14 protein-coding genes and 1 pseudogene are annotated in these 18,377 nt (G+C 60.1%); 7 read left to right on the top strand and 8 right to left on the bottom strand.

The genetic code is table 11. The features are described from left to right. The first annotated feature begins 127 nt into the window (after positions 1 to 127). Positions 128 to 1,009 carry a YiiG family protein gene (locus AB8A23_RS25265; RefSeq protein WP_439057752.1) on the top strand — a complete coding sequence of 294 codons (882 nt, stop codon included), beginning with the start codon at positions 128 to 130 and terminating at the stop codon, positions 1,007 to 1,009. A 175-nt stretch (positions 1,010 to 1,184) separates the two neighbouring features. On the opposite strand, the gene AB8A23_RS25270 is transcribed toward AB8A23_RS25265, so the two are convergent. The 4 genes from AB8A23_RS25270 to AB8A23_RS25285 form a co-directional block, all read right to left on the bottom strand. Further along, positions 1,185 to 1,775, bottom strand: a complete 591-nt coding sequence (locus AB8A23_RS25270; RefSeq protein ID WP_439057751.1) for a TetR-like C-terminal domain-containing protein — start codon at positions 1,773 to 1,775, stop codon at positions 1,185 to 1,187. Positions 1,776 to 2,640: 865 nt separating this feature from the next. After that, positions 2,641 to 2,850 carry a hypothetical protein gene (locus AB8A23_RS25275; protein WP_439057750.1) on the bottom strand — a complete coding sequence of 70 codons (210 nt, stop codon included), beginning with the start codon at positions 2,848 to 2,850 and terminating at the stop codon, positions 2,641 to 2,643. 475 nt (positions 2,851 to 3,325) lie between these two features. Beyond that, positions 3,326 to 6,340, bottom strand: a complete 3,015-nt coding sequence (locus tag AB8A23_RS25280) for an autotransporter outer membrane beta-barrel domain-containing protein (protein ID WP_439057749.1) — start codon at positions 6,338 to 6,340, stop codon at positions 3,326 to 3,328. Positions 6,341 to 6,519: 179 nt separating this feature from the next. Continuing rightward, complete coding sequence (locus AB8A23_RS25285; protein WP_439057748.1) at positions 6,520 to 6,747, bottom strand: hypothetical protein; 228 nt, start codon at positions 6,745 to 6,747, stop codon at positions 6,520 to 6,522. Positions 6,748 to 6,979: 232 nt separating this feature from the next. Here AB8A23_RS25285 and AB8A23_RS25290 point away from each other — a divergent pair, with 232 nt between their 5' ends. Then, positions 6,980 to 8,578, top strand: a complete 1,599-nt coding sequence (locus AB8A23_RS25290; protein WP_439057747.1) for a winged helix-turn-helix domain-containing protein — start codon at positions 6,980 to 6,982, stop codon at positions 8,576 to 8,578. A 210-nt stretch (positions 8,579 to 8,788) separates the two neighbouring features. Here the strand turns inward: AB8A23_RS25290 and AB8A23_RS25295 are convergent, their stop codons facing one another. Both AB8A23_RS25295 and AB8A23_RS25300 read right to left on the bottom strand, forming a co-directional pair. Further along, complete coding sequence (locus AB8A23_RS25295) at positions 8,789 to 12,061, bottom strand: autotransporter outer membrane beta-barrel domain-containing protein (RefSeq protein WP_439057746.1); 3,273 nt, start codon at positions 12,059 to 12,061, stop codon at positions 8,789 to 8,791. Between the two features lie 629 nt (positions 12,062 to 12,690). Beyond that, complete coding sequence (locus tag AB8A23_RS25300; protein ID WP_439057745.1) at positions 12,691 to 13,488, bottom strand: helix-turn-helix transcriptional regulator; 798 nt, start codon at positions 13,486 to 13,488, stop codon at positions 12,691 to 12,693. Between the two features lie 199 nt (positions 13,489 to 13,687). On the opposite strand from AB8A23_RS25300, the gene AB8A23_RS25305 reads away from it, so the two are divergent. Both AB8A23_RS25305 and AB8A23_RS25310 read left to right on the top strand, forming a co-directional pair. Next, a complete protein-coding gene (locus tag AB8A23_RS25305; protein WP_439057744.1) occupies positions 13,688 to 13,876 on the top strand; it encodes a hypothetical protein in 189 nt (62 codons plus the stop codon). Between the two features lie 354 nt (positions 13,877 to 14,230). Beyond that, positions 14,231 to 14,650, top strand: coding sequence for a DUF6647 family protein (locus AB8A23_RS25310; RefSeq protein ID WP_439057743.1), 420 nt, complete (start codon positions 14,231 to 14,233; stop codon positions 14,648 to 14,650). A 209-nt stretch (positions 14,651 to 14,859) separates the two neighbouring features. On the opposite strand, the gene AB8A23_RS25315 is transcribed toward AB8A23_RS25310, so the two are convergent. Further along, the gene (locus AB8A23_RS25315) at positions 14,860 to 15,801 is read right to left on the bottom strand and encodes a LysR family transcriptional regulator (protein WP_439057742.1); all 942 of its coding nucleotides are present in this window, start codon (positions 15,799 to 15,801) and stop codon (positions 14,860 to 14,862) included. A gap of 119 nt (positions 15,802 to 15,920) precedes the next feature. Between AB8A23_RS25315 and AB8A23_RS25320 the strand changes: the two genes are divergently transcribed. Beyond that, positions 15,921 to 16,322: a YybH family protein gene (locus AB8A23_RS25320; RefSeq protein ID WP_439057741.1), complete on the top strand. Its 402-nt coding sequence runs from the start codon at positions 15,921 to 15,923 to the stop codon at positions 16,320 to 16,322. Here the strand turns inward: AB8A23_RS25320 and AB8A23_RS25325 are convergent. Next, the gene (locus AB8A23_RS25325) at positions 16,303 to 16,572 is read right to left on the bottom strand and encodes a hypothetical protein (RefSeq protein ID WP_439057740.1); all 270 of its coding nucleotides are present in this window, start codon (positions 16,570 to 16,572) and stop codon (positions 16,303 to 16,305) included. The genes AB8A23_RS25320 and AB8A23_RS25325 overlap by 20 nt on opposite strands. Positions 16,573 to 16,583: 11 nt before the next feature. Here AB8A23_RS25325 and AB8A23_RS25330 point away from each other — a divergent pair, with 11 nt between their 5' ends. Continuing rightward, positions 16,584 to 17,555 (top strand): alpha/beta fold hydrolase, encoded by a 972-nt coding sequence (locus AB8A23_RS25330; RefSeq protein ID WP_439057739.1) that lies wholly within the window; start codon positions 16,584 to 16,586, stop codon positions 17,553 to 17,555. A gap of 128 nt (positions 17,556 to 17,683) precedes the next feature. After that, positions 17,684 to 18,277: pseudogene (locus AB8A23_RS25335) on the top strand (malonic semialdehyde reductase). Positions 18,278 to 18,377 lie beyond the last annotated feature (100 nt).

Here is an 18,377-nt window from a genome sequence, read left to right on the forward strand (position 1 = left end):
AGTACTGGCTGCAATTAGGCGTCTCCACTATGGTCGGCGCGATCACGAAGCATATCGCCTCAAGACGCTGGAGACCCGGTTGATGATTTCTTTTCGCGCATTCGCCATTGCTGCGGCTACACTTGTCATGACACCAGCCGGCACCGAGCGCGCAGCGGCGCAAATTTCTCCAGCGACCGAAAAGCTCAACGCCTATGTCGGCTGCATCAATCGGCTCTCGGCACGTGCCTATGACTCGCAGTCGCGCTATTTCAGCTGGGCACCGAAGTCCGGGCCGACCGGCAAAGAGCGTATCATCTACGGGACTTATACCATCTATGACACCGCTGATTGCGCAAAGAACGTCGCAGCGGCCAATACGCTGGAGCCGCGCGATAGTGCCTTGGAGGCTGCGGCGTCCGCCTATGTCGGTGCTTTGACGGCGCTCGGCCCGCTGCTCAAAGAGGTGGACGACTATTACACGCAGGAGAATTACAAGGACGACAAGATGGCTAAAGGCCGCGCGCTTCATCCCCGTCTCATCACGGCATGGGATGCGTTCGCTGACGCCGACAAGAAGCTACGCGCCAACGTCGAGGCTATCAACGACAGACGTAAGGCCGAGGAACTGGTTGCTATCGAGGCCAAGGAAGGCAAGAAGACCCGTTACTATGTAGAAGCGATCATGATCGACGCCAAGCGTGTGGTCCGCCTGCAGGATACCGACAAGCCCGACATTGAGGCGATCACCAAAGCAGTGAGCGACTATGAAGCGAATGTGAAGGCGCTGGAGGAGGTCTCTACCGCCGGCGGCGAGAAGATTGGCTCAATGTTTGCCAGCAACGCCAAGTCCGTACTGGTTACCGCGAAACAATTGATGCGCCGGATTCGTGACAAGGTGCCTTATACTTCCGGCCAGAAAATGATGATGAGCCCGGGCAGCGCTTGGATGGTCGAAGGGTCCCCGGCCCGTCTGCTGCGCGACTACAACCAGCTAATTGAGGCGTATAACCGTGGCACTCGGATCTGACGATAAGATCAATCGGGCGGCAAAGCCCTGCTCTGATGCCGCGTTGCGAATCTACCACGTGGCAAATGCTCGCAAAGGTTCGTTATGGGGATCCCTTATTCATGCTGCGTCCTCGATCACCCCGTGCCAGCGCAGCCACGAAGCGACGCGATGGATTAAGCCCGCATCTGGAGTGCTATCCGATCGCTTCCGTTGCAAAGCTTCTATCGAGCCGCAACTCGCCCAGTCCGGCTATAAACATTTCGACGGCTACTGAGAAGCTGCGTTGGAAATCCAGCGAATGGTTCGGCGACGACATTTCATTTACGACGAAGCCTCGAACCAGACTTCGCAGTATGAGCGCACCACTGATTGCCTTATCGCCATGGATCCCACAGGAAGTAAAGACCTCGACGACTGTTCTCGCGAGTGCTTTACCGGAGACCTCCCATTCTGAAGTGGTTACATCTAAGCTGCGAAACGACGCCGCAGCCAGGCCCGGATTAGCCAGAGCAAATCCTCTCATCGCGTGTGCCATCGCACGCAACGCTGCAGTCCCGGACAATTGGCTAACCGAGCTTTCTATTCGGCTTTGAAGCCCGCTATAGCCTTTGATAGCAAGTGCGGCGCGCAACTCCGGCAAGCTCCCGACCTTGCCCAAGTATGGCTCCATCTCCGAAATGAGATCAGCCGCGATATGTTTGTCCCAGCGGGTCTCAAGCGGGCGGAGCACCTGCTCCACATCGGCCGGTGAAAACGCGGCTGCACAGCGAACTGGTGAAAACACGAAACGCCCTTCTAGCCGGCGCTCGTGTCGAAGCACCTTACATTGGTCTACAGATTGTCAGGATTATCCGTTGCTCAACGTGCTCCAGCGGCGAAGGTTCCCAAGGCGCGACGGTTGGCTGAACCGAAAAGCCGCCCGGGCGGCGTGGGACGACCGCCGAACTCGTCTCGCGAGGCTACAAAATCACAACAAATGATGTGACGTCGGTCACAGTGGTCGCTCCAAGCGCTCGCTATAACCATGGCAAGCCGTGGAGGAATTCCATGAAGCGCTTTCTACAAAACCTCTCGCCAGAGGACCGTCGTACGCACCGCAAGTGGGCCGTATCCGTAGTTGCGCTCTATACGGCGGCCGTTATCCTTGCACTCGTCGTCGCATCGACGCTATCCCCGACTGGTCACGCTCAACGTGAAGCCGCCAATCTCGTAAAGTCGCAGACGCCGTCTTTACGCCAAGCCCGGTGAGATGACAAACGTATGAGAGTTTGGCAACAACGGCACAGCGCTGCGGCTCTACTGCTCTCCTTTGCTGCGACACCTTCGCTCGCCGCGACGACAACTGTTCCATCCCATCATCAGTTGTGCTGGGTCTTAGGAGCTTACGACCAAACAGTCTATTATGCGGAGATCGCGGATCGCCAAGATCGCGAAGAGAGCTTTGCGGTTCAGGTTGAGTACTTCGGAATAGAGCACACTGGCGTACAGTGTTTCGAATACCTCGCAACAGTTTATGAAACCCGACGTGCTGCTATGTTCGAGCATTGGCAGTCAAAGAAGCTAGAGATCGTAAATACGACGTCTCTATCGGATCTCGACTATTGAGCGAAAGCCACTCGATGTAGTCGCTGGTACTTATCGCAGACGTTCTAGGACGGCGAGTTGTCGAATGTGGCCACGCCCGCCTCTATGACCTCGATTTCAGTCTCGACAGCATCTAACGGCACTCGAAAATCGAATCCGGTCCGGCTTCGCAGGTCTTTCGCGATGCTCTTTCGATGATCTAGCAGACCGACCAGCGCGGCCCGATCACCAACCTGGACGTATGCGCTGACAATAAGCTCGATTGCTGATGCCACTGCCGCCTCCAAAGAAAACCCGCCGGGTCGCTTCGGCGGGTCTGTCGTGTCGTCTAGCAGCTGGCGGTACGCATTACTGATCCGCCTTTGAATAGCATGCGCTTAAAGTCTTAAAGAAGGATTCGCAAAGAGATGCCTGGGACGAGCCCGGGCATCGAAGTACTATCCACCAAGCCCAGTTCATGCGGGCGTTACCGCACGCCGGGCCGGCTGTCGGATGGAGCGCCCGTTAGCCAATTCGCGCCAGATCGAACGGGCGAGGCCACGGTGATTTTCGGGGATCGAGTATTATGGAATGCACGGCTAAGGATACGGTCCGAGATTATTTTGGCGCGGTCCTACAGCGACAGCTCAGCGGCGAAAACAGGCGGAGCGTTTTCGCCGAGCCAAGTGGACGGAAGCGCTCCGGGGCAGGCTGCCCGATCTAGCTGTAATTTGGCAATGCGGTGGGAGCCCGCGAAGCGGGCTGCTAGCGCTACCAGGCGTAACGCACCACCCCCTTGCCCGCGTAGCTGCGGCTGACGTCGGAGAATTCGCCATCGAAGGTGGCCGCAACCGACCAGCCGCCGTTGAAGGACATTTCAGCCGAGGCCGAAGTCAGCGCCGCATTGTGGGCAGCGCGGGCGCCGTTCACGGTGAAGGTCGAACCGGGCAGCGACTGGAACACGGCGCTGACGTTGCGGTCGTTGTTGTAGTCATGCGCCCATGCGGCACGGCCGCGCAGCGTGAGAAGCGCGTCGTTGACGGCGAAGGACTTGTCGCCGCGCAGGCCGAGTTCGGTGCGCGTCGAGGTCACGGTCTTCGCCGCGTAATTCAGAGCGAAGCCGCCAGCGCCGTTGGCCGACGTTTCAACGTACGACGGCAGATCAAACGCTGTGACCTGCACAGCCGCATAAGACGTCAGGCCAATGCCGCCGAGTTCCGGCACCAGCCAGCGATGGCCGCCTTCGATGCGGCCGGAGAACGCATTGGCGTTGAAGTCGGCGCGCAGGCGTTCGGTGCCGACGGCGGTGATCAGGCGATCGGTGCGGATGTCCTGCCAGCCGTAGGCAGCCGTCGCGGTGATATAGGACGACGCGATGTTGTGACGGACGAAGGCGCCAGCCTGGAACAGATCGGACTGGCCGCTGCCACCATTGGCGACGGAGAAGCTGGTACCGCCACCGGCCAGCGCGAAGCCAGCAACGGTGTCCTGCGAGAACCAGTAGTCCGCGCCAACGGCGGCACCGGCGATGTTACCAGTGGTGCGGTTAGAGCCAAGGGCGGTGTTGCCATCGGTGGTGCGCGAGCCGCCGAAGCCGGCGGCCCAGACATTCCAGCGCGCTTCATAGGCGCGCGGCGGCGCCTTGGTGAACATGGCGAAGGCGTCGCGCTCGGTGCGCGTGCGCTTGCGTCCATCAGGTGCGTAGGCGAGCGTGTCGGTCTCGTCGGCGAATGCAAAAGCAGCCGGCGCCGTGCCGCCACGGCCCACCGTGAAGGGATCGGACAGCACGCCCATGAACTGGGTCATGGCATCGAAGGTGGTCTGCTGCGCGCCGGTGGGCGTCTCGCCGGAGATCTGCGTCAGTGCGTTCAAGAGATTGTTGCCGGTCAGCAAGAACAGCCCGTTGAAGGACGCAGGCATGTTGGCGCCGCCCTCCAGCGCATTGTCGATGCCTGCGGCGACGTTCCTGTTGTTGATTGAGGCATTGCCCGGCAGGATCGGGCTGAGCAAGCCGGGATCGATGGTGAGCAGCACATCATTGCCGACATAGCTCAGCCGTGCATTGCGTCCGAAATTGTTCGCGAATGAGGCGCTGTCGAATGTGCCGCTCAGCGTGCCGGCATTGATGATGGTATAGGTAGTGGTCGATGTGAGACGCGTCAGCGGATTGACGACGACTTTGCCTGCAAGCGCCGCAGTGCCGGTGACGATGGTATTGTCCGACGACGTGCCGGCCACTTCGACCAGATAGGTCGAGGCCGCGGTCATGGTCAGGCTGGCCATGGTGAGCGTGCCGATGGAATTGCCCGGCGCCAGCGTGCCTCCATTGATGACGGTGGCGCCGAGCACACCGCTGCCGCCGATTATGCCACCGGCATTGACCGTGAGCAGACTAGCGGCAGCGAGATTGCCGTTCACCGCGAGCGTGCCGCCATTGACGCTGACAGCGCCGTTATAAAGCGAGGTACCGGTCAGCGACCACAGCGAGCTATCGACCTTATTGAAGGCGGTGAAGTCGACATATTGACTTCCGGCAGAGCCGAGCAGCGAGATATCAAAGCTGCCGGTGCCGGTGCCGCCGAGTTGCAACGCGTTGCCGGGAACGGCGTTTGTAACCGTGCCGTTGATGACGGAGGTTGGCGCAAGCGTGAGCGTGTTACCACCGCCGGTGAATAACATCGCAACTCCGAAGCTGCCGCTGATAGTGCCCGCGTTGAAGATCGAAGCAGTGGATGTGGCGCTCCCGAACAAAATGCTGAGACTCGCTCCCACATTGTTGACGAGTTGCAGGTCGCCGCTGACCCCTATGCCCCCGATCGTTCCGAAATTATTGACGGACATGCTTGCGGCAGAAATGCTGGTGATGTTTCCGCCGGCCCGATTGACCAGACTGCCAGCCCCCGAAAATTGCGAAATAGTACCGGAATTATCGATCTCGGCCACACCCGTACCGAATATGGCGCCAATCGTGCCCGTGGCGGTATTGACCACCTTCAGATCCCCGGCGCTGACACCGCCGATGCTTCCAGAGTTAAGCAGGTCAACAGCGTTCAATGCGACGACGTTGCCGCTGATATTTGCACCGGCACGGTTGATCACGGTCAAACTATCAAAGGCGGAAGCCGTCGTCGTGCCTGTGCTCGTAATGCTTCCCGCATTGTCAAGGGTGAGCTTGCCAGAGCGCGCGAACAAGCCGATCGGTCCACCAGTGATAACACCGCCCGCGCGGTTGATCACTGTTATGTCGGTGAGAGCATCGATGGCCGCGCCGGTCGTCCCGGTGATGCTTCCTGTATTATCCACCGTAATGGCGCCGGTGGCCGACCTGATGCCTTCGGTTGCACCGGAGATGACACCGCCGGCGTTGTTGGTCAGCGTTATGTTGGCGTTCGCGCTGACGCCGATACCGTTCGTGCCTGTGATCGTGCCGTTGTTGGTCACAGTGAGAGGTCCGGTCGCAGCGGTGATGCCGTTCGTCCAGCCCAGGATCGTGGAGCCGACACCGTTGTTGATCACGGCATCGCCGACCCAGATGCCGTGACTGGCTCCGAGCGTTGATCCCTGCACCGACGCGTTATTCAGGACGTTGATCGTGATGCCCGTTTGATTGCCGGTGCCGTAGCCATTGGGCGAATTCTGTTCGGTGGTCGTCAGGTCGCAGGTCACCGTGGTGCCCGGCGCAGGGTTCGTTGCATCGACGGCGTTGGGCACACACGTGGCTTGCGCCAGTGTTGCCGTGGAGATCGTCACGCCGATCGCCAAAGCCGCGCTTGCGGCGCCCTGCATCCACTTTTGTCCCCGGTCAAACTGCACGCTCGCCCCCATCAATTCCGCGCCTGCGGCGCATCGCGGTGGCAGTTCAACACCGGAGCGGGGCACCTTCACAACCAAAAATGATAACATGCCGCTGAATCAAACGGCATAAGTAACTGAAAAAGCTCACTTTCTAACAATTACTAAACAATTCAGAACATTGCCGCAACATTCCGCACGCTATGCGTGTAGAGAATAAAAGGCGTGAAAATACCGATATGTCGTTGTTGTGCATGCCTGACGGAACCTCGGCTCGATTCGGCATCGACGCGCGCTGACACACGCAACAGGGTGGCACCGCCATGACCGCGTGCGTCCGTCAGCTGAACCTTGTCGCAGTCTATGCGGCCATCGCCTTTGTCGGCGCCATCGTGCTGCATGTGCTGTAGGGCCCGTGCTTATCCCCGTTATTGCGAGCAGCGAGCGCCGAGCAACAGAACCGGCGGCGGCCTTCCTGTCGACTTAGAACCAAGTGCGCAGGACAACTGGCCGCATCCTGACGGTGGCGCATCCAGACGGTGGCAGGGTAAAGAGTAGATAAGCGCAGAATCTTCCGTTGCGAAACCGATGCTCGGTTTCGGTGTCAGGTCGAAAAGCGCGACTGGAGTTGGTATGAGCAAAGCGCAAGGTCCCACTTTCGGAGAGCTGATCCTGGACGAGACCTGCCTGTTCGCGCGACGCGGCGGCACAACCATCCAGTTCACCCGCAACGAGCGCGCCCTGTTGCTTGCCTTTTCGCGCAACCCGCACCAGTTGATGTCGCGCAGCCGGCTGATCGAGGAGATCGCGTCGCCGGAAAACGAGTCTTCCGATCGCAACATCGATTTCCTGGTCAACCGTCTGCGCACCAAACTCAACGACAGCGCCAAGATGCCCCGTTACATCGCTACGCAATATGGTGAGGGCTATGTCTGGATCGCCGAGCCGTCGGCGGTGCCGGTCGCAGCGCCGCTGACGGGACCGATCGATGCCTATCTCGCCATCGTTCCGGCCTTTGCTGAACAAGGCGCGCGCATCGACCCGCGGGCTTCACAACTACTCGATCGCTTGCGCGACGGAATCGCCATCGACCTGTCGCCCGCGCAGACAATCGTCATCGTCGACGACTGGCGCCACGGCGTCTCGAGCGGGCTGCGCTATTTATTGCAGGTGAGCTTTCAGACCGCCGGCGATCGCCTCGATTGCACGGCGACGCTGCGCGAGATGCCGTCAAAACGCATCGTCAGGGCGTTTCGCCTCGATCTCGCCGACAGTGCATCCTTTGCGTCAGAAGCGACCCGGGTTTCGCACGGCACGATCATCGAGCTACGAAACGCGCTCACCCACGCATCGGCGGGCCTCGGCACGCCGTCCGACCAACCGCTGGACGTCCGCCTGCGCAAGGCGTCGACCCTGCTGTCGTCGTCCAGTCCGGCCTGGCTCAAGAAGGGCCAGGAGCTCAGCGCAGCGCGTGCGCAAAATCCGGCCGATCCCGACATTGCGCTGCAATGGTGCCTGCATCTGTTCGCGCGCCTCGTGCTCGCGGATCCCTTTACCGGCATCAGCAGCGAAGAACGCGCCGAGATCGAGGGCGAGATCGAGGCCACGGCGCTAGACTGTCTGCCGGCGATCGAGAACAATCCGCTGCTGATGCTGGCGGCCGCCAAGGTGTTGTATTTCGTCCATCGCGGTCATCTCGACCTCGCCGAGGATCTCGCCGAACGCGCCTTCGCACGCACGGCCGACTTCGCGGCCGCACTGCCCCTGATGGGTCAGTTGCGGCAGGCACGGGGCAACTTCAAGGAAGCCGTCATCCTGTTCGACCGCGGCATCGAGATGGCCGAACCGGAGTCCGCGTTCCTGCTCTATATGCGCGTGCTGAAATGCATCGCGTTGCTGGCGTCGGGTGATCGCAGCGCGCTCGGTGCCGCCAGCAACTTTACCTACGATATCCCTCACAGCCCCGCGCTTGTCGTGATGATCGGCATGACGATGACGGCGGCCGATCAGCCGCTGTCAGAGGCCGTGGAGAAGACGCTGACCGCGGCGGGCTCTATCGGCGTCCGCAATGCACTCGAGTATGTCTATTTCACCTCAGTGCGTCATCTTATCGCACGAACAGCACGCGCGAATGTCATGCGCGGGTTAGTCGCGCATGCGATGCGTCTGCACGGTGCAGTGGCGATTCCGCCTATCGTCCCGGCCGGCACCGGCCTTATCATTGATGCGTGACCGCGGCTCCAGTTGGCTCATCTGGGCCATCATGGGGCGCTGGGAGATCGCGCACCCGCGATGACCTGAAGTCATCTACGCGGTCGAGACCCGAGATTTACCTACGACGGAAATCGGCTGCGCGCGGGCGTGAGTAGACGTGTCCCCTTTGCGTCCGACATCGGACATTCGCCCGTCGAGTGTTATGGAAATATCTCGAAAGTCAGCTCCTCACCACGCATACCGCACCGCGCCCTTGCCGGCGTAGCTTCGCGTGACATCGGAGAACTCGCCTTCAAAGGTGCCGGCGACCGCCCAACCGTTCGTCCACTTCATTTCCGCGGATGCGGTCGTGAGCGCAGCATCGCGCGCCTGCGCCGCGCCGTTCACGACGAAGCTCGCACCGGGCAACGTCTGGAACGTCGCCGAAGCCGAACGGTCGGTGATGAAATCGTGCGCCCATGCGACGCGGCCGCGCAGCGTCAAGATCGCATCCGTCACGGTAAACGACTTGTCGGTGCGCAAGCCGAGTTCGCTGCGTGTGCTGGTCACCGTCTTGCCAGCATAGGCCAGTGCGACGGTGTTGGGGCCGCCGCCGGCGGTCTCTGCGTAGGAGGGCAGATCGAGTGCTGTGACCTGCGCCGCTGCATAAGGCGTGAGGCCGACGCCGCCCAGCCACGGCGTCAGATAACGATTGCCGCCTTCGATGCGACCCGAATAGCTGTTGGCATTGAACTGCGCGCGCAGCCGATCGCCGCCGACAACGCGATCGGTGGTGATATCCTGCCAGCCATAGGCCGCTGCCGCTGTGATGTAAGCGGATCCGTCCGTATGGCGCACGAATGCACCGGCCTGGAACAGGTCGCTGCGGCCCGAACCGCCGTTGGCCACCGAGAAGTTGGTACCGCCGCCAGCCAGCGAGAAGCCCGCCAGCGTATTTGGCGAGAACCAATAGTCGGCCCCGACCGCGACGCCGCCAATGCTCGAGCGGGTGTGATTCGAGCCGACCACTATATTGCCATCAGTGTTACGCGAGCCGCCGAAGGCCGCTGCCCACACGTTCCAGCGTTCCTGGAACGCAGGTGCCATCGGCGGCGCCTTGCGATAAATCGCCGCCAGCGCATCGCTCGGAGAGCGCTTCGCGGCATAAGTCAGCGTCTCGTCGGCGTAACCCACCGCGCCCGCTTGCGGCGTGCCGCGACCAGCGGTGAACGGATCGGTCATCACGCCCGTAAACTGGGTCATCGCATCGAAGGTGGTCTGCTGAGATCCGGTCGCAGTCTCGCCGGATGCCTGCGTCAGTCTAGTTAGCAGCTCGTTGCCGGACAGGTTGAACAGCCCGTTGAAGCCTGCAGGCAGCACGGCGCCACCGATCAAGGCATTGTCGATCGCTGCGGCGATGCTCTTCTGGTTGGTGCTGGCATTGCCGGGCAGAATCGGGCTGAGCAGGCCGGGATCGAGCGTCAGAAACACGTCGTTGCCGACATAGCTCAACCGCGCATTGCGGGCGAAATTGTTGGCCACCGCCGCCGTGTCGAAGGTGCCGCTGAGCGCGCCCGCATTGAGGATCGTATAGGTCGTGGTCTGGCCGAGGCGTGTCAATGGGTCCACGGTCACCTTGCCGGCCAAGGCCGCGGTGCCCGTGACGTTGGTCCTGTCGGAGGTCGTGCCGGAAACCTGCACCAGATAGGTCGATGCCGCCGTCATCGTCAGGCTGCCGCTGACGGTAAGCGTGCCGATCGAATTGCCCGGCGCCAGCGTGCCGCCATTGACGACAGTGTTGCCGACGACGCCGGCGCCGCCCAGCGTGCCGCCGGCATTCACCGTCAGGCTGCCGGCCGAGGTGATGTCGCCGTCGACTGACAGCGTGCCGCCGTTAACGGCGATCGGACCGGCGAAGCTGCTGGTGCCGGTCAGGATCCAATTTGACGAGTCAACCTTGTTGAAAGTGCCGAAGCCCGAATACTGCCCGGCGTCGCTGACCTGCGAGATGTCGAAGCTGCCTGTTCCGGTGCCGCCGAGCTGCAAGATGTCGGCAGTACCCGGGACGTTGCCCTGACCGATCTGAAACGAGCTGGCGCCGCCAATCACCTGGCCCATGATGACAGACGTCGGCGCCAGCGTTAGGGTCATAGGGGGGTCGTTCGGTGCAAAGTGTACGAAAAGTATAGCAGCTGCTGGACCGCCGATGTTACCGGCATTAAACAGCTCGAAGCCGGCTTTGCTCTGCACATAGACGCCAACTCCGCCGGCTCCCGTTCCAACGACCCTCGCGCCTATGTCAATCGTCAGCGAGCCGCTGCGGGTGTCGATGCTGATGCCTCCTTCGCCGCTGACAATGGCTCCGGCGCCGATCGTCGCCGTTGTGATGCCACCGGGTGCCTGCAGGCCAAGACCTCCTCCCATGCCGAGAGAGCTAACAATGGCTCCGGCCCCAATGCTTGCCGTCGCATTACCAGTGATTGTATGGACGAAAATCGCGTCAATATCTGCGCTGATAGACGCTCCATTGCCGACTGCGAGATTGACGTTGCCGAAAGGAGCGCCGACGTCAATGGCTCGGAACCCTCCGCTGAGCGTCACGCGGTCGGCAACAGTCACGGTGGCAGTCCCGCCAGCGCTGGATGCGGACACATTGGCGGCGTTGTTGTTCGTTGTGACGTTCCCCAGGACGTTCACCGTGGCCGATCCCTGTTGGGCACCCGCAACAAGGCCGTCACCGCTGCCTGTCTGGTTGACAGCGCCGTTCCAGGAGATCAGCGCGTTGCCGCTTCCGTTAACGTTCGTCGACGACGCCGCGATGGCACTCAAAGCGCCGGTACTCGTCACGCTGCCGGACCCGGTCACCGTGGCGTTTCCGTCGAAGCTCGACGCAGACAGGGCGGCATCTGTCGATGTAACAGAGCCGTTGAAGGTGATGGTCGCATTGCCAATGCCGGCAGTTGAGGCGGAGATGCCGGCGCCTGTGGACGTGACGCTGCCGGATCCTCTGATGAACACGTCGCCTGCGCCGTTGGCGAATCCGCTGATTGGGCCAGCAACGGCAGAATTGGAGTCGATCGCGATTCTGCCGTTCCCTGTCGTAAGGGCCTGAAGGCCCCCTGCCCCGATAGCCCCAGAATTGAAGATGCTGACTGTGCCATCGGCGCCCACGGCGCCGATACCGAACGTCGCAGCATTCCCGATGTAGCTGATATCGCCGAAAGCGTTGCGAAGGTTCACCATGTTGGCGATGCCAAAGATCGTGTCGCTGTGAGTGAAGGTCAGGCTGCCGGGCGCCGTGACGGTCACGCTTGCGCCGCCGAAGGTGGCATTTCCAAACAGGGCAAAGCCATCGATCTTTGCGCCCGGATTGACGGTGACGACTGTAGTGCCGGCGAAGATCGACTCGAGCGTGCCGCCGGTCGCCGGGTTGGCCGCATCGCATGTCACGTTGCCGGTGTTCTCGCCGACACAGGCCGCGAGAGCCTCGGACGGCACGACCGTCACGGCCAGCGATGCCAAGAGCGCGGTTGAACCAAGCCAAGTGACGGGGCGAATAGTTTTTGATGCGGCGGACGCGGTCGGGGGGCTCGACCTTTCGCCGCAAGACTCAGGGTCATTGACTACGTGCTTCCCGGTAAGCAATAGCACAGTCTGCAGCAACGTCTTCGAACCGAGCCCGCACTTCATAACTTAAATCCCACGCGCCAAGCGCATTTGCTTTCGACAAGAAGTCCCGTCAGACGCCTCGAAAGAGCGGCGGCAAGACGGCTAACCCAGTCTTACGAATAGCCAAAGAACGCGGCGCCACAGAGCTAACCCGCAGAAGGTGTGCGCATAAGCGCATTGCGATACGTCGATGGCGTTAGTGGACCGTCATTTCAGCGTTAGAAATTCTCGTGTGGGAGTGAATTGGTGCAAGTTGCGGCGTGCATCGCCGCGCATCGTTTTTCTCCCATATCGTTACGGTGAGAGGACCCGTCTTCCCAGCACCCGGGTTGAATATCGCGCGACTTGATGCGCCTGAAAACCACCTAAAAAGGTGGTCCCTTGCCCCCTATGAATGCCAATTGAGGCCATCGACCTGCCTTCGCGCAGACTGGCCTTCGGGCGGGCGGTGTGTTGTCGACAGGTTACAGCTTCGGCCCTGGTCATCGAAGCTTGCCGAGCCACAGCGCAGCGAGCGCCGCGCGGTTGCGCACGCCGAATTTGGCGTAGATGGACTTCACGTGAAAGTGGGTGGTGTTAGGACTCTGATCAAGCTTCTGCGCGATCTGCCTTTCGATCTGTCCGTCGAGGAGCGCGAGCAATACCCTGCGTTCCGCAGGGGTTAGCGGTGCGTTGGCGATGAGAAGACCGTGGCTGAGCAGCTGTTGTCGGTGGAACCATCTCAAGCCACGCATCACGAAGCCCAGACGTTCGCCGTCCTCGGTCGAGAACCGGCGAGATTGGGCATCGCGGAAGACGAACAGACGAATTCTCACATCATCATTGAGCGCAATGCGCACTGAGATGCTGTCGGCGTGACCGACATCCAGATAGTGCCTCTGATAGTGCTCGCCCTCGAACCACTCCGGCGGCAGCGCTTCGAACAGCAGGCGGACCCGGAACGGCTCGTCTCCTGATGCTGAGAGTATCTGGGAAAGGTCGAGCTTCCTCGACCACAGAGCATCGAACTGCTGCTGCACAGATGCCGCCACTGCAGGTTTCGGGTCCAAGAGACGGACGAGGCGAGGACGCCAGCCCAGCAAGGGGTCGTCGCGTTTCGGCGAAGGCAGGCGCACTACCACAGACCACAGGACATTGCTCGCCGACAGCATCGTAGCCAACGAGCCTAGCAGGTGTGTCAATGCGGCGTCGCTGTCGCCGACAGAGTACTCGGCCAGATGATCCCACAGAGCGTAGACGTTCTGAAGCTGCAGGTCAGTCGTGTCGATGGTTGGCTGCATATCCGCTTTTCCAAAGTGTGCAGGTCATCGACCACAGCCCGAACATAAAGGACATTGGACCACCTTTCTAGGTAGTTCCCAAGTCCGCCGGGAGGCGCGATATGGACCACGGCATCGGGGCGTATGGATTGTTTGTGTCCTGCCGCTGCCGGAGGATTGGACCTCAGTGTCGCGCTTTTCGAATTCGTGAAGATCGCAAATGAGCAACGTGTTGCAGCCACTCAAAGCAGTCGCCGATCGTCTCGCCGAGCCACAAGAGCGAGGCATGATCGGTTTCATCTTGTCCGCGCTGCATGCGTCGCGCCGTCGGCAGGCACGTCGCATCATAAGCGAATACGCGCGTTTAATCGCGAGTGATGAACAATTGAATATCGGAGGACAAGCATGATCGTCACAGAGACAACGGCGCGAGAAAATCTAATGCCTCGATTCCCGTCCCGCCTTGGGATGGGCTTGCTCTGGTCAGCGGGTATCGCGGTTCTCCTCGTGCACGTCGCCGCGTCGATAATCTACGAACACAGGTCGAGGAGCGAGAGCGCGAATTACCCGTCTGAAGCGACGTGTCTGCTGTGCGACTAGGCCAACCTGGTGTCCTGCATGGTGCCGCAGGCTCCCAGGATCTACGCGCGCACCCGGCGCGCTGCTTTGAGCGAGTAGCGGGAGCGCGACCTTTGAGGATCCCACCAACCAAGCGACGAACGATTGCCCGGAATCGCGCTTCGCGAATAACGGGGGTTAGCCGTTGACCAGCCTGATTGCCGCGTACCTCGCCTGGATCGTCTCTCAAACCGGGCTGACCGCTCCAGATCATCCTGCCGTCCAGTCCGTAACGCCCGCAGAGATGGCGCAGCGATATGGCGCGCCGGAGAGCAACGCATTGGAATTCCAAGCGCTATACAATCACGAGGATCGCAAAATTTATCTGCCGGACAATTGGCGCAGCGATAGCCTGAAGAACAGGAGCGCGCTGTTGCACGAGCTCGTGCACCATGTGCAGCGAGAGAACAATATTCAGGCGCCCTGTAAGGCCGCGCTTGAACGGCAGGCCTACGACCTCCAAATGAAGTGGTTGCGCGAGCAGGGCGTCGATGATCCGTACGCCGTCATCGGCACGAATGAACTCACAATCTACATGGTCAGCACTTGCCGCGATGATTCGTAAGTAGCGCACATCGGACGCCACGCTAGCATTCTTCGAACCCTGACCGCATGGACAGCGGCGGCGTCTGACGGGCTTTGCGCCGTCACGCGACATTCGTCGTTCGAATGTTATGGAGTATCTCGAATGGCAAGATCGTCCGACGTCCGCTTTGCAACGCCATGAGCGGTCATTCAGGCATCATTGAATTCGGCTTAGATATGCCAAACCGTTCAGCGCGGTTTGCGCGTCGGCTTGGCGGCCTTCATAGGCGTTCCAAGGCTGTCGCGAAGATGGGGCTCAAGAAGCGGGAGCATCGCCTTGACCTTGCGGGATGAATTTTTTCGATCTGCGTGCGCAAGGTAGACGGGCTGCGGAGCCGTCGACCACTCCGGGAGTACATGGACCAATCGGCCTGCCGAAACATCATCGCGCACGACGGTTGCGGGCATGAGGGCAACGCCTTCGGCGACCGAAGCGAGATGCCTGATTGCGCTGAGAGAGTTTGAGGAGATGCGGGCCTGGATCTCTACCTTGGCCTTTTGGCCGCCCGCGGAGATCAAGTCCCAAATGGCAGTGCTGGTCGCGTCCTTCTCGGTTGAAACCGACAAGCAGTTGTGATCGGTCAAATCCCGCGGATGACTGACCTTTGGCCTTCTGCTTATGTAGTCGGGGCTTGCAACCAAGACGAAGCCGGTGGTCCCGAGGCCTACAGTCGACAGGCTTGATGGCTTTGCCTGTCCCACTCGGATGGCGATATCAAAACCCTCGCCTATTAGGTCGACCACTCTCTCGGTTAGAAGGAATTGCATTCTGACCTGTGGGAATTTTCGAAGATATTCCGTCACAGCAGCGGAGATGGACGACAGATCAAATTCGACCGGAGCTGTTATTCTCAGAATGCCGGTTGGCTGGTTTTGAGATGACGATGCTTCTTCCCCCGCCTCCGTCAGTGCGGTCACGGCGAGTTCGGCTTTCTGCAGAAATTTTGAGCCCGCATCCGTTAGGTGAAGTTTCCGGGTCGTGCGCACAAGTAGGCGCACGCCGAGAGACTTCTCGAGATCCGAAATCCTGTCGCTGACAGACGAGTTAGGCAGGCGCAACGCCCGGGCTGCCTTTGTGAAGCTGCCGAGCTGTGCGACCCGAACAAAAATGAATGCACCGTTTAGATCCATCGATTATCCGCCTTTGCGAAAAGTCTAATCGAAATATCCGCCCTAATCAAACAGTCGGTGGGGGCCCATCTATTGTCGGCAAGCCATTGAACAACTCGTGGCTTCAATGGAGTTAAATAATGCAAAACGAACAAAGCCGGACGGAACAGGACCGCATCAAGCAGGTCATCGAAAACTATATTGAGGCGATGGGTCGCTCACAGGCCGACGTGTTGGCGTCTCTATTCACGGACGACGGGATTCTGATGGCCGTCGATGCGCCGACGATCCAGGGCGCAGAACAGATCAACGCCTTCTTCGCTCATGGCTTCGGAGCGCTAAAGATCGCCGCGAAAATAAACTTCGACGAAATAACCCTGAGCGGCGCATATGCATTTGTTTTGACGCACTCAGAAGTACAGATCACAGTGAAGCAAGCAAACGCTATCAGCAACGAGAAGAATCGCGAGCTGTTTGTCCTTAAGAATGGCAATGGCGCGTGGAAAATTGCGCGGTACATGTTCAACAAGTTACCTGCGTAAAATAAGCCGCGTCCGGCCGGCGGCGGACGTCATCACCACTCAACTCGTCAAGGGCATCCTTGATACTAAGGATGGCAAGAACGGGATGGCGATCGCGATAGCTGCAGTGCAGGAGCACCAGCCGGTCCTCTAGATCGAATTGTCCGGTCGGTAGCATCACGCGCAGTTCATCGCCGCCAAGGTCGGGCAGCTTCGGATCCGATCCCTCACAACGGCTCCAGTCGATGCGCGGGCCAGATTTACCAGACAAAGGACAACCTCATGTCGTTCAAAGATCGGGACAGCTCAATAAAGCAGACGTTCGTCGAGACCAACGGCGTCACGCTCAACGTGGTCGAGCAAGGCGATGGTCCGCCCGTGCTCTTCGTGCATGGTTTTCCTGGAGGCTGGCGGGATTGGCGCAGCCAGATGAACGCGGTCGCTGCAGCGGGTTACCGCGCGATCGCGCTCGACACGCGCGGCTACGGCGACACCTCTAAGCCCGAAGATTCCGCGCTCTACACTATCTTCTACCATGTCGGGGATCTGGTCGGCATCTTAGCAAAATTTGGGATCGAGTGCGCCACCCTTGTGGGTCACGATTTTGGTGCATCGGTGAGTTGGAACGCGGCGATGATGCGTCCGGATATCTTCGACGGCGTACTTGGTCTGGCCGTGCCGCCGGTCCTGCCGAGTGATGGGCCGAGCATGTTTCAGATGCTCAGGGCGGCTGGCAAGGAAGACGCCTTCTATATGTTCCAGCACATGAAGCCGCAGGCCGACCAGGAATGGGCGGATGCCTCCACGACATACCCTGGCGCCCTATACTGGATGTCGGGTCTCCCCAATCCGTCCGAAGGTTGGACGCCAATGGATCCGAGCAAGACGATGCAGCGGCCGTCGCCGATCGGCATTCCGGCCTTCGCTGACCGCGACGACGCCGAGATCACACTCGCAGGCTTCCAACGCGACGGCTTTCACGGACCGCTCAACATCTATCGCGCCATGGAGCCCTATTTCGATCAGGCAAAGGCTTTCGTCGGGAAGAAGATCGAGCAACCTGCCCTCTTCGTTTTCGGCACCGCGGACGGCATGCTCAAGATGCGGGGCGGGCTGAAGAAGGAGGATCTGACGGCAAGGATTCCCAATCTCAAGGAGCTTCTCCCCATCGAGGGCGTAGGTCACTGGCCGCAGCTTGAGGCGTCGGAGATCGTTAACAGGGCGCTGGTCGGCTTTTTGAACGATATCCATTGATCGCCAGCAAGAAAACTTTCGGGGTTTGGCGCTTCAGCCCGCCAAATTCGGAATCCATTCCCCCCCCTTCCCAGCAGGGCAACCAACCCAACATCGATCCAGACCGCTTGCAACCATAGGGGGGACACGTGAAACGCAAATTGACATCCCACGCGCTTGACCAATTGTTCCGGTCGGCGCGTACCTACCGCAGCTGGACCAGTGATGCTCTTAGCGAGGACAAAACGCGCGAGATCTACGACCTCATGAAATGGGGTCCGACTTCGGCGAATTCCTGCCCGGCTCGGTTCGTCTGAGTTCGCAGCCCACAAAGCAAGGCCAAGCTCGCCGAACTCGCGTGGGATGGGAATCGGGAGAAGATCCTAGCGGCGCCACTAACCGCCATCATCGGTTACGATTTGGATTTTGCGAAGCAGCTATCCAAACTCCTGCCGCACGCCCCAGAGCGCATATATGAGCATTTCGCATCCGCGGCTGTGGCCGAGGCAAATGCGGCGCGCAACGGGGCGTTGCAGGGAGCCTATCTGATGATGGCTGCTCGCGCGTTAGGCTTCGACTGCGGGCCGATGTCGGGGTTCGACAACGCAGCCGTCGACGAAACCTTCTTTCACGGCACACGCGTCAAATCGAATTTCATCTGCAGCATAGGTATCGGCGATCCCGCGTCGCTGCATCCGCGCGATCCGCGTCTTTCCTTCGAGGATGCCGGACGATTCGCTTAGGCGTTCGGTGAGATAGATACTCGGGTTCTTTTCCACGGGCGCTTTGACAACGCACCGCCAGCACCGGACATTCGTACTTCGGGTGTTATGGAATGTGTCC

It is taken from the genome of Tardiphaga sp. 619_E2_N8_4 (assembly GCF_051810905.1).
Lineage (GTDB): Bacteria > Pseudomonadota > Alphaproteobacteria > Rhizobiales > Xanthobacteraceae > Tardiphaga > Tardiphaga robiniae.